This is a genomic window from Mesorhizobium sp. M0816 (assembly GCF_040320005.1).
Lineage (GTDB): Bacteria > Pseudomonadota > Alphaproteobacteria > Rhizobiales > Rhizobiaceae > Mesorhizobium.
Genome location: NZ_JAMYOT010000010.1, coordinates 30,889 through 42,297, shown reverse-complemented (window position 1 = coordinate 42,297; position 11,409 = coordinate 30,889). Strand labels below are relative to the sequence as shown.

Annotated in this window: 10 protein-coding genes; all 10 read left to right on the top strand. The window is 62.9% G+C overall.

The annotated features are described in order from the left end of the window. The first annotated feature begins 11 nt into the window (after positions 1–11). The 10 genes from nuoE to NKI17_RS17315 all read left to right on the top strand — a co-directional run bounded on the left by nuoE (position 12) and on the right by NKI17_RS17315 (position 11,392). Positions 12–1,073, top strand: a complete 1,062-nt coding sequence (gene nuoE, locus NKI17_RS17360) for an NADH-quinone oxidoreductase subunit NuoE (protein ID WP_352589702.1) — start codon at positions 12–14, stop codon at positions 1,071–1,073. 10 nt (positions 1,074–1,083) lie between these two features. Next, complete coding sequence (gene nuoF / locus NKI17_RS17355; protein ID WP_023676626.1) at positions 1,084–2,388, top strand: NADH-quinone oxidoreductase subunit NuoF; 1,305 nt, start codon at positions 1,084–1,086, stop codon at positions 2,386–2,388. Positions 2,389–2,465: 77 nt separating this feature from the next. Next, entirely contained in the window at positions 2,466–3,161 is a 696-nt protein-coding gene (locus NKI17_RS17350; RefSeq protein ID WP_352699371.1) for a helix-hairpin-helix domain-containing protein, read from the top strand. A gap of 74 nt (positions 3,162–3,235) precedes the next feature. After that, complete coding sequence (nuoG, locus tag NKI17_RS17345) at positions 3,236–5,317, top strand: NADH-quinone oxidoreductase subunit NuoG (RefSeq protein WP_352699373.1); 2,082 nt, start codon at positions 3,236–3,238, stop codon at positions 5,315–5,317. A 2-nt stretch (positions 5,318–5,319) separates the two neighbouring features. Next, a complete protein-coding gene (gene nuoH / locus NKI17_RS17340; RefSeq protein ID WP_023676623.1) occupies positions 5,320–6,363 on the top strand; it encodes an NADH-quinone oxidoreductase subunit NuoH in 1,044 nt (347 codons plus the stop codon). Continuing rightward, entirely contained in the window at positions 6,363–6,854 is a 492-nt protein-coding gene (nuoI, locus tag NKI17_RS17335; protein ID WP_023676622.1) for an NADH-quinone oxidoreductase subunit NuoI, read from the top strand. The genes nuoH and nuoI overlap by 1 nt, the downstream gene beginning before the upstream one ends. Positions 6,855–6,972: 118 nt before the next feature. After that, a complete protein-coding gene (locus tag NKI17_RS17330) occupies positions 6,973–7,593 on the top strand; it encodes an NADH-quinone oxidoreductase subunit J (protein WP_023676621.1) in 621 nt (206 codons plus the stop codon). Position 7,594: 1 nt separating this feature from the next. Beyond that, entirely contained in the window at positions 7,595–7,903 is a 309-nt protein-coding gene (gene nuoK, locus NKI17_RS17325; RefSeq protein ID WP_023676620.1) for an NADH-quinone oxidoreductase subunit NuoK, read from the top strand. A gap of 10 nt (positions 7,904–7,913) precedes the next feature. Further along, positions 7,914–9,887, top strand: a complete 1,974-nt coding sequence (gene nuoL / locus NKI17_RS17320; protein WP_023676619.1) for an NADH-quinone oxidoreductase subunit L — start codon at positions 7,914–7,916, stop codon at positions 9,885–9,887. After that, positions 9,887–11,392, top strand: coding sequence for an NADH-quinone oxidoreductase subunit M (locus NKI17_RS17315; protein WP_352906413.1), 1,506 nt, complete (start codon positions 9,887–9,889; stop codon positions 11,390–11,392). The genes nuoL and NKI17_RS17315 overlap by 1 nt, the downstream gene beginning before the upstream one ends. The last annotated feature ends 17 nt before the right edge of the window (positions 11,393–11,409 follow it).

Here is an 11,409-nt window from a genome sequence, read left to right as displayed (position 1 = left end):
GCGAAATCGCAATGTCAGTCCGCCGTCTCGCAGAAGCCAGCCTCCAGCCAGCCTCCTTCGCCTTCAACCGGGCGAATGCGGCGGCGGCGAAGCAGTGGATCAAGAAATATCCGAAGGGACGCGAGCAATCCGCGATCATCCCCTTGCTCATGCTGGCGCAGGAGCAGGAAGGCTGGGTGACCAAGGCGGCGATCGAAACGATCTCCGACATGCTCGACATGCCCTATATCCGTGGGCTGGAAGTCGCCACCTTCTATACCCAGTACCAGCTCAATCCGGTCGGCACCCGCGCGCATATCCAGGTCTGCGGCACCACGCCCTGCATGCTGCGCGGCTCGGAAGCGCTGATGGATGTCTGCCGCTCGAAGATCCATCACGACCAGTTTCACACCAATGACAAGGGCACGCTGTCGTGGGAGGAGGTCGAGTGCCTCGGCGCCTGCGTCAACGCACCGATGGTGATGATATTCAAGGACACCTATGAGGATTTGACGCCGGAGCGGCTTGCCGAGATCATCGACCTTTATGACGCCGGCAAAGGTGCTTCGGTGACGCCAGGACCGCAAAACGGCCGCATCACTTCCGAGCCGGCCAGCGGCCTGACGACCCTCAAGAGCGAAAAGGCGATCCTCAAGGCGACCCGCGACCGGGAAACCAGGGCGGCGACCAAGGCCGCCAAGGATGCAGAGCCGGCGGCTGCCGCCGCAGCATCAGTTCCGCCAGCTGCTCCTGCCGCGCCGGCGCCGGTTGCGCCCTCGAATGCCAGCAAGCCGAAGACCGACGCGGTCGAGACCAACCCGGCGCTGAAATCGCCGTCGGCGACGAAAGTCGCGCCCGCGGCGGAAAGGGCGGCGAGCGTCGCAGCGCCTCTGCATTCGGCCGCCAATGCCAACAAGGCCGAACCGCAGGTCGAGGACGTCTCGAAACAGCGCAGAGGCCCCAAGAACAAGGCCGAGCCGGCGTCTGCTTTCAAAGCGCCGGAGGCCAAGGTTAAACCGGCGAAGGCTGCCGCCAAGGCGACCAAACCGTCGCTCGGAAACAAGAGCCGGCCGACCGGCAAGAAGCCGGTCTGAGGAACGAGCAATGCTTCAGGACAGAGACCGCATCTTCAACAACATCTACGGCCGCTTCGACAAGTCGCTGGCCGGTGCCATGGCGCGCGGCGCCTGGGACAACACGCCCGGCATCGTTGCCAAGGGGCGCGAGTGGATCGTCAACGAGATGAAGGCATCGGGCCTGCGCGGCCGCGGCGGTGCCGGTTTCCCGACCGGGCTGAAATGGTCGTTCATGCCCAAACAAAGCGACGGCCGGCCGAGCTATCTCGTCGTCAATGCCGACGAATCCGAGCCCGGTACCTGCAAGGACCGCGACATACTGCGCCACGACCCGCACACGCTGGTCGAAGGCTGCCTGCTTGCCGGCTTCGCCATGGGCGCGGTCGCCGCCTACATCTATGTGCGCGGCGAGTTCATCCGCGAGCGCGAGGCGCTGCAACGCGCCATAGACGAGGCCTATGCGGCCAAGCTGATCGGCAAGAACAACACCTCCGGCTACGATTTCGACATTTACATGCACCATGGCGCCGGCGCCTATATCTGCGGCGAGGAAACGGCGCTGCTCGAAAGCCTCGAGGGCAAGAAGGGCCAGCCGCGGCTGAAGCCGCCGTTTCCGGCCAATGTCGGCCTCTATGGCTGCCCGACGACGGTCAACAATGTCGAGTCCATCGCTGTCGCGCCGACCATTCTGCGCCGCGGTGCTGCCTGGTTCTCGTCCTTCGGCCGGCCCAACAATGTCGGCACCAAACTGTTCTGCATCTCCGGTCACGTCAACAATCCGTGCACCGTCGAAGAGGCGATGTCGATCCCGTTCCGCGAGCTGATCGAGACGCATTGCGGCGGTATCCGCGGCGGCTGGGACAATCTGCTGGCGGTCATTCCGGGCGGCGCCTCGGTGCCGTTGGTTCCGGCCGAGCAAATCATCGACGCGCCGATGGATTTCGACGCGCTGCGCGATCTGAAATCGGGCCTCGGCACGGCGGCTGTCATCGTCATGGACAAATCGACCGATATCGTGAAAGCGATCGCGCGGCTTTCCTACTTCTACAAGCACGAAAGCTGCGGCCAGTGCACGCCCTGCCGTGAAGGCACCGGCTGGATGTGGCGGGTGATGGAGCGGCTGGTGCGCGGCGAAGCGCAGAAGCGCGAGATCGACATGCTGCTCGACGTGACCAAGCAGGTCGAGGGCCACACGATCTGCGCACTGGGCGACGCGGCGGCGTGGCCGATCCAGGGCCTGATGCGGCATTTCCGCGGCGAGGTGGAGCGGCGCATCGATGAGTTTTCGCGCAACGCGCACCGTGCCGAACCGGTGCTGGCGGCGGCGGAATAGAAGTATTCAAAATGCGGACGAATGTCCGACACGAGGAAACGAGCGCGGGGCAGACGGAAACGACCAGGAGACCACCTATGTCGCTGTTTTCGACACCCGACGATTTTACGCCCGATATGGACCCGTTGTTGAAGATGAACCAGGATCTGACCAGGATGATGCCGAAGGAGATGGCCAATGCCGTCAATCTCCTGGCGCATCCTGTCGCGGGCGCGGCGGCGATGACGGCACTCGGCATCGGTCTTGCCAACCACGCCTTTGGCATCTGGATGGGCGTGCTTTCGGGCGCGGCCGAAACCTCGCAGCGGCTTTGGCAGCCGGTCGCCGAGGATTTCGAGGCCCGGACGGAACGCTTTTCCGCGACCGGCAAAAGCTCCTCGACAAAGGCGCGCGCAGCGACCAAAACCCTGATTGCCGAGGCGCAGTCCTTCGCCAATGACGTGACCGACATTGCGACGAGCACCGCGGCGCGGAGCTTGGCGAATGCCGGCACCGTTGCAGCGGATGCGTCGGCCGGGCTGATGCCGGAGGATTTCAAGCAGCCCAAGCCGATGGATCGGCCAGCCAAGCCCGCCGACCTCAAGGCGATATCGGGCATCGGGCCGAAACTGGAAAAGGTGCTGAACGGCCTTGGCATCTGGACATACGCCCAGATCGCCGCGTGGACGCCGCAAGAGATCGCCTGGGTCGAAGATTACCTGTCGTTGAAGGGCCGCATCGGCCGTGACGGCTGGATCGGTCAGGCGGCCGCGTTGGCCGCGGCCAAAAAGTGAATTCAATATCGTGCGCGGTCTCGGCTGCGCCCGGAAGGAAAGATTGCGGAACGTCCGCAGGGGTTTGAGGCGAAATGGCAAAGCTCAAGGTCGACGGGAAAGAGATCACTGTACCCGACCATTACACGCTGCTGCAGGCGGCCGAGGACGCCGGGGCGGAAGTGCCGCGCTTCTGCTTCCACGAGCGGCTGTCGATCGCCGGCAATTGCCGCATGTGCCTGATCGAAGTAAAGGGCGGCCCGCCCAAGCCGCAGGCGTCCTGCGCCATGGGCGTGCGCGACCTGCGCCCCGGTCCGAATGGCGAGCCGCCGGAAATCTTCACCAACACGCCGATGGTCAAGAAGGCACGCGAAGGCGTGATGGAATTCCTGCTGATCAACCACCCGCTGGATTGCCCGATCTGCGATCAGGGCGGCGAGTGCGACCTGCAGGACCAGGCGATGGCGTTCGGAGTCGATTCCTCGCGCTACCATGAGAACAAGCGGGCGGTCGAAGACAAGTATATCGGGCCGCTGGTCAAGACGATCATGAACCGCTGCATCCATTGCACGCGCTGCGTCCGCTTCACCACCGAGATTGCCGGCATATCCGAGCTCGGCCTGATCGGCCGCGGCGAGGATGCCGAGATCACCACCTATCTCGAAAGCGCGATGACTTCGGAACTGCAGGGCAATGTCATCGACCTTTGCCCGGTCGGTGCGCTGACCTCCAAACCCTATGCCTTCCAGGCACGGCCGTGGGAACTGACCAAGACCGAATCCATCGACGTGATGGACGCCGTCGGCTCCGCGATCCGCGTCGATAGCCGGGGCCGCGAAGTGATGCGCATCCTGCCGCGTACCAACGAGGCGGTGAACGAGGAGTGGATTTCCGACAAGACCCGCTTCATCTGGGACGGTTTGCGCACGCAGCGCCTCGACCGCCCCTATGTGCGCAAGGATGGCAGACTGGCCCCGGCAAGCTGGGCCGAGGCTTTTGCCGCGATCAAGGAAGCGGTGTCGAATGCGGCACCCGAAAAGATCGGTGCCATTGCCGGCGATCTCGCAGCCGTCGAGGAGATCTACGCGCTGAAGCTTCTGATGGCTTCGCTCGGCTCGAAGAACACCGACTGCCGCCAGGACGGCGCCGCACTCGATCCGTCGCTCGGCCGGGCGAGCTATGTCTTCAACCCGACCATCGAAGGCATCGAACAGGCCGATGCGGTGCTGATCATCGGCGCCAATCCGCGCTTCGAGGCCTCCTTGCTCAACACTCGCATCCGCAAGCGCTGGCGGGCCGGCAATCTGCCGGTCGGCGTCATCGGCGATGTCGGCGATACACGCTATGATTACGAGCAGCTCGGCGCCGGGCCAGAATCGCTGAAGGATCTGGCCGACGGCAACGGCAAGTTCTTCCAGCTGCTGAAGAAGGCGACGCATCCGCTGATCATCGTCGGCCAGGGTGCGCTGGCGCGTCCGGACGGCGCGGCCGTGCTTGGCCAAGCGGCGAAGCTCGCCGTCGCCGTCAATGCTGCAAGGGCCGACTGGAACGGTTTTGCCGTACTGCACACCGCGGCGGCACGCGTCGGCGGCCTCGATGTCGGCTTCGTGCCGGGCGAGGGCGGCAGGAACGTCGCCGGCATGCTTGGCGAGACCGATGTGTTGTTCCTGCTCGGTGCCGACGAAATCGACATGGCCAAGACCGGCGGCGCTTTCGTCGTCTATATCGGCACGCATGGCGACAAGGGCGCGCATCGCGCCAACGTCATCCTGCCGGGTGCCGCCTATACCGAAAAGTCGGGCACCTTCGTCAACACCGAGGGGCGCGTGCAGCAGACCAACCGTGCCGGCTTCGCGCCCGGCGAGGCGCGCGAGGACTGGGCGATCCTTCGGGCACTGTCGGATGTGCTGGGCAAGAAGCTACCTTTCGATTCACTGCCGCAGCTACGCGCAAAGCTCTATGCGGAATACCCGCATCTTGCCCGCATCGATCATGTCGCGGCCGGCGACCCGGCCGACATCGCCAGGGTTGCCAAGCTCGGCGGGCGGTTGAACAAGGGCACCTTCACCTCGCCGGTCAAGGATTTCTACCTGACCAACCCGATCGCGCGGGCTTCCGCGGTGATGGCCGAATGCTCGGCTTTGGCGAAGAACGGCTTCAGGCAGGCGGCGGAGTAGACATGGACACCTTCTTCTCCTTCTACGTGCTGCCGGCGCTGCTGATCCTTTTGAAGTCGGTCGTGCTGATCGTCGTTCTGTTGATCTTCGTCGCCTATGTGCTTTACGCCGACCGCAAGATCTGGGCGGCGGTGCAATTGCGCCGAGGCCCGAATGTCGTTGGCCCATGGGGCACACTGCAGGCCTTCGCCGATCTGCTGAAATTCGTCTTCAAGGAGCCGGTCATCCCGTCCGGCGCCAACAAGGGCGTTTTCCTGCTGGCGCCTTTGGTGTCGGCGGTGCTGGCGATCTCCGCCTGGGCGGTCATACCGGTCAATGAAGGCTGGGCGATCGCCAACGTCAATGTCGGCATCCTCTATGTCTTCGCCATCTCCTCGCTCGAGGTCTATGGCGTCATCATGGGCGGCTGGGCCTCCAATTCGAAATACCCGTTCCTCGGCGCACTGCGCTCGGCGGCGCAGATGGTATCCTACGAGGTCTCGATCGGCTTCGTCATCGTCACCGTGCTGCTTTGCGTCGGCTCGCTCAACCTGTCCGACATCGTCTTGTCGCAACAGGACGGGCTGGGCACGCGGCTCGGCCTGCCCAACACCTTCCTCGACTGGCATTGGCTGTCGCTGTTCCCGATGTTCATCGTCTTCTTCATCTCGGCGTTGGCCGAGACCAACCGGCCGCCCTTCGACCTTGTGGAAGCCGAATCGGAACTCGTCGCCGGCCATATGGTCGAATATTCCTCGACGCCGTTCCTGTTGTTCTTCCTCGGCGAATATGTCGCCGTCGTCCTGATGTGCGCACTGGCCACCATATTGTTCCTCGGCGGATGGCTGCCGCCCTTCGACTTCGCACCCTTCACCTGGGTGCCGGGGCTCATCTGGTTCGTGCTCAAGGTCTGCCTGGTGTTCTTCATGTTCTCCATGGTGAAGGCGTTCGTGCCGCGCTATCGCTACGACCAGCTGATGCGGCTCGGCTGGAAGGTCTTCCTGCCGATCTCGCTGTTCATGGTGGTCGCCACCGCCGCCTTTCTCAAACTCACCGGGTTTGCCTGATGTCAGCATTATCCCAGGCCGCCAAGTCACTGCTTTTGCAGGATTTCGTCAGCGCTTTCTTCCTGTCGATGCGCCAGTTCTTCGCGCCGAAGGAGACGATCAACTATCCGCATGAAAAGGGGCCGGTCAGCCCGCGCTTCCGCGGCGAACATGCGCTGCGCCGCTATCCGAACGGCGAGGAACGCTGCATCGCCTGCAAACTGTGCGAGGCGATCTGCCCGGCACAGGCCATCACCATCGAAGCCGGCCCACGCCGCAACGACGGCACACGGCGCACCGTGCGCTACGACATCGATATGGTGAAATGCATTTATTGCGGCTTCTGCCAGGAAGCCTGCCCGGTCGACGCCATTGTCGAGGGGCCGAATTTCGAATTCGCGACGGAAACGCGCGAGGAGCTTTATTACGACAAGGACAGGCTCCTGGCCAATGGCGACCGCTGGGAGCGTGAGCTGGCGCGCAACATCTCGCTGGATGCGCCTTACCGCTGATATTTGACGCATGGACGGGGCGAGGGGCCTGGTTTAAGGAACACGCAACTTGCCGACCGGAGGCGGTGGCAAAAAACAGGACGAACGTCCTGTTCTGACAGGAAACCCGGGGGAACCCATGCTGAGTGGACTAGAGGCGGCCTTTTTCTACCTCTTCGCCTTTGTCGCGGTGGCATCGGCGTTCATGGTCATATCGGCGCGCAATCCCGTGCATTCGGTGCTGTTCCTGATCCTGACCTTCTTCAACGCCGCCGGCCTGTTCATGCTGACCGGCGCCGAGTTCCTGGCGATGATCCTGCTCGTCGTCTATGTCGGCGCGGTGCTGGTGCTGTTCCTGTTCGTCGTCATGATGCTCGACGTCGACTTCGCCGAAATGAAGGAAGGCGCCCTGCAATATGCACCGATCGGCGCGCTGGTCGGGCTGATCCTGGCGGCGGAGCTGATCGTGGTGCTCGGCGGCTATACATTCGCGCCGAAACTGGCGGCGACGGTCGCGAAACCCATTCCGGACCTGGCCGCGCGCTCCAACACGGCAGCGCTCGGCGACATCCTCTATACGGATTACCTCTATTACTTCCAGGTGGCTGGGTTGGTGCTGCTGGTCGCCATGATCGGCGCCATCGTGCTGACGCTGCGCCACAAGCCGGGCGTCAAGCGGCAGTCGATCGCCGCCCAGGTCGGCCGCACGGCGGCAACCGGAGTGGAAATCCGCAAGGTCAAGACGGGCGAAGGAGTCTGAGATGGTCGTCGGCATCGCGCACTACCTGACCGTATCGGCGATCCTGTTTACGCTCGGCGTGTTCGGCATCTTCCTGAACCGCAGGAACGTCATCGTCATCCTGATGTCGATCGAGCTGATCCTGCTTGCGGTCAACATCAATTTCGTCGCCTTCTCGGCGGCGCTCGGCGATCTGGTCGGCCAGGTGTTCGCACTGTTCGTGCTGACGGTCGCGGCGGCCGAAGCGGCGATCGGCCTTGCCATTCTCGTCGTCTTCTTCCGCAACCGCGGCTCGATCGCGGTCGAAGACGTGAACATGATGAAGGGTTGACGGAACCACCATGTATCAGGCCATCGTCTTCCTTCCGCTGCTCGGCTTTCTGATCGTCGGCCTGTTCGGCACCTCGCTCGGGGCCAAGGCTTCCGAATACATCACCTCGGGCTTCCTGGTGATCGCGGCCGTGCTGTCGTGGGTCGCCTTCTTCTCGGTTGGCTTCGGCGGCGGAGAGGTGTTCACCGTGCCGGTGATGCGCTGGATCCAGTCGGGCGGGCTGGAGGCGTCCTGGGCGCTCAGGATCGACACGCTGACGGTGGTGATGCTGGTCGTTGTCAACACGGTGTCGTCGCTGGTCCATATCTACTCGATCGGCTACATGCATCACGATCCGGACCGGCCGCGCTTCTTCGCCTATCTGTCGCTGTTTACCTTCGCCATGCTGATGCTGGTGACGGCCGACAACCTCGTGCAGATGTTCTTCGGCTGGGAAGGCGTCGGCCTTGCCTCCTATCTGCTGATCGGCTTTTGGTACAAGAAGCCGTCGGCCAATGCGGCTGCGATCAAGGCCTTCGTCGTCAACCGCGTCGGCGATTTCGGCTTTGCGCTCGGCATATTCGGCGTGTTCGTGCTGTTCGGCTCGGTCAATCTCGGCACCATCTTCGCCAATGCGGCGACGTTCATTCCGGCGGAAGGCGCGCCGCAAGGCCCGGCCGTGCTGACCTTCCTCGGCTATGCGCTCGACAAGCAGGCTGCGATGACGGTTGTCTGCCTGCTCCTGTTCATGGGCGCCATGGGCAAGTCGGCGCAGGTGCCGCTTCACACCTGGCTGCCGGATGCCATGGAAGGCCCGACGCCGGTCTCGGCACTGATCCATGCCGCGACCATGGTGACGGCAGGCGTGTTCATGCTGGCGCGGTTGTCGCCGCTGTTCGAGCTGTCGCATTCGGCATTGACCGTGGTCACTTTCATCGGCGCCTTCACCGCCTTCTTCGCGGCGACAGTCGGTCTCGTCCAGAACGACATCAAGCGCGTCATCGCCTATTCGACCTGTTCGCAGCTCGGCTACATGTTCGTGGCGCTCGGCGTCGGCGCCTATGGCGCGGCGATCTTCCATCTGTTCACGCACGCCTTCTTCAAGGCGCTGCTGTTCCTCGGCTCGGGCTCGGTCATCCACGCCGTCTCCGACGAGCAGGACATGCGCAAGATGGGCGGCCTGAGGACGCTCATTCCGAAAACGTACTGGATGATGGTGATCGGCACGCTGGCGCTGACCGGTGTCGGCATCCCGGTAACGATCATCGGCACGGCCGGCTTCTTTTCCAAGGACGCCATCATCGAAGCGGCCTTCGCCGGCCACAATGCGGTCGCCGCGTTTGCCTTCATATTGCTGGTCATTGCTGCCTGCTTCACCTCCTTCTACTCCTGGCGGCTGATCTTCATGACCTTCCACGGCGAGCCGCGGGCCAGCCACGAGGTCATGCACCATGTCCATGAATCGCCGCCGGTCATGCTGGTGCCGCTGTTCATCCTGGCGGCGGGCGCGCTGTTTGCCGGCGTGATCTTCCACGGCGCCTTCTTCGGCGAGGGCTATGCCGAATTCTGGAAGGCGTCGCTGTTCACGCTGCCGGACAACCACATCCTGCACGAAATCCACGAAGTGCCGTTGTGGGTCGAGCTGTCACCGTTCATCGCCATGCTGATCGGCTTTGCGATTGCCTGGCAGTTCTATATTCGCGCGCCGGAAATGCCTCGGAGCGTCGCCGCCAACCATCGCCTGCTCTACGCCTTCCTGCTCAACAAATGGTATTTCGACGAGCTCTACGACTTCCTGTTCGTGCGGCCGGCAAAGCGCCTCGGCAGCTTCCTGTGGAAGACCGGCGACGGCACCGTCATCGACGGGCTCGGGCCGGACGGCATTTCGGCGCGCGTCGTCGACGTCACCAACCGGGTCGTCAAGCTGCAGACCGGCTATCTTTACCACTATGCCTTCGCCATGCTGATCGGCGTTGCCGCACTCGTCACCTGGATGATGCTCTGATGACCGCCTGGCCGATCCTATCGCTGGTCACCTTCCTGCCGCTGGTTGGTGTGCTGCTCATCCTTTTCGTGCGTGACGACAGCGAGAACGCGCGCCGCAACATCCGCGCCATAGCACTGTTCACGACCGCGTTCACGTTTGTGATTTCGCTGTTCATCTGGACCGGCTTCGACAATTCGCAGCCCGGCTTCCAGTTCGTCGAGAAGTTTGCCTGGCTGGATTCCGGCATCTCCTATCATATGGGCGTAGACGGCATCTCCATGCTGTTCGTCATCCTGACCACCTTCCTGATGCCGCTCTGCATCCTCGCCTCGTGGGAATCGATCGAGAAGCGCGTCAAGGCCTATATGATTGCCTTCCTGCTGCTCGAGACGCTGATGATCGGCGTGTTCTGCGCGCTCGACATCGTCTTGTTCTATGTCTTCTTCGAAGCCGGCCTGATCCCGATGTTCATCATCATCGGCGTGTGGGGCGGCAAGCGGCGCGTCTATGCCTCGTTCAAGTTCTTCCTCTATACGCTGGCCGGCTCGGTGCTGATGCTGCTCGCCATCATGGCGATGTTCTTCCAGTCCGGCACCACCGACATCCCGACGCTTCTGACCCACAACTTCCCGGCCAATATGCAGACTTGGCTATGGCTTGCCTTCTTCGCGTCCTTCGCGGTGAAGATGCCGATGTGGCCGGTGCACACCTGGCTGCCGGACGCGCATGTCGAGGCGCCGACGGCCGGCTCGGTGATCCTGGCCGCCATCCTGCTCAAGATGGGTGGGTACGGCTTCCTGCGCTTTTCGCTGCCGATGTTTCCGATCGCATCCGAAATGTTCGCGCCGCTGATCTTCACGCTCTCCGTCGGCGCCATCATCTACACCTCGCTGGTGGCGCTGATGCAGGAGGACATGAAGAAGCTGATCGCCTATTCGTCGGTCGCTCACATGGGCTTCGTTACCATGGGCATCTTCGCGATGAACCAGGAAGGCGTCCAGGGTTCGATCTTTCAGATGCTGTCGCACGGCCTGGTCTCCGGCGCGCTGTTCCTCTGCGTCGGCGTCGTCTACGACCGCATGCATACGCGTGACATCGACGCCTATGGCGGGTTGGTCAACAACATGCCGAAATATGCAACCGTGTTCATGATCTTCACCATGGCCAATGTCGGCCTGCCCGGCACCAGCGGCTTCGTCGGCGAGTTCCTGACCATGCTCGGCGTGTTCCGGGTCAACACCTGGGTAGCGTTCTTCGCCGCCACCGGCGTCATCCTTTCGGCGGCCTATGCGCTCTGGCTCTACCGCAAGGTGATCTTCGGCGCGCTGACCAAGGAAAGCCTGAAAGGCCTGCTCGACCTGTCGACGCGCGAGAAGGTGATCATCTATCCGCTGGTCGCGCTGGTCATCTTCTTCGGCGTCTATCCGGCGCCGATCTTCGACGCGACCGCCGAATCGGTCAAGGCGCTCGTTACCAATGTCACCGCATCCATCGGCGCCGCGCAGACCGCGGCGGCGAACTGACTGGGGGTTTTGCGAAC

What these genes read in the sequence shown, in the direction of transcription:
- nuoE (WP_352589702.1), top strand. Translation starts at nt 12, where the DNA reads ATGTCAGTCCGCCGTCTCGCAGAAGCCAGCCTCCAGCCAGCCTCCTTC.
- nuoF (WP_023676626.1), top strand. Translation starts at nt 1,084, where the DNA reads ATGCTTCAGGACAGAGACCGCATCTTCAACAACATCTACGGCCGCTTC.
- NKI17_RS17350 (WP_352699371.1), top strand. Translation starts at nt 2,466, where the DNA reads ATGTCGCTGTTTTCGACACCCGACGATTTTACGCCCGATATGGACCCG.
- nuoG (WP_352699373.1), top strand. Translation starts at nt 3,236, where the DNA reads ATGGCAAAGCTCAAGGTCGACGGGAAAGAGATCACTGTACCCGACCAT.
- nuoH (WP_023676623.1), top strand. Translation starts at nt 5,320, where the DNA reads ATGGACACCTTCTTCTCCTTCTACGTGCTGCCGGCGCTGCTGATCCTT.
- nuoI (WP_023676622.1), top strand. Translation starts at nt 6,363, where the DNA reads ATGTCAGCATTATCCCAGGCCGCCAAGTCACTGCTTTTGCAGGATTTC.
- NKI17_RS17330 (WP_023676621.1), top strand. Translation starts at nt 6,973, where the DNA reads ATGCTGAGTGGACTAGAGGCGGCCTTTTTCTACCTCTTCGCCTTTGTC.
- nuoK (WP_023676620.1), top strand. Translation starts at nt 7,595, where the DNA reads ATGGTCGTCGGCATCGCGCACTACCTGACCGTATCGGCGATCCTGTTT.
- nuoL (WP_023676619.1), top strand. Translation starts at nt 7,914, where the DNA reads ATGTATCAGGCCATCGTCTTCCTTCCGCTGCTCGGCTTTCTGATCGTC.
- NKI17_RS17315 (WP_352906413.1), top strand. Translation starts at nt 9,887, where the DNA reads ATGACCGCCTGGCCGATCCTATCGCTGGTCACCTTCCTGCCGCTGGTT.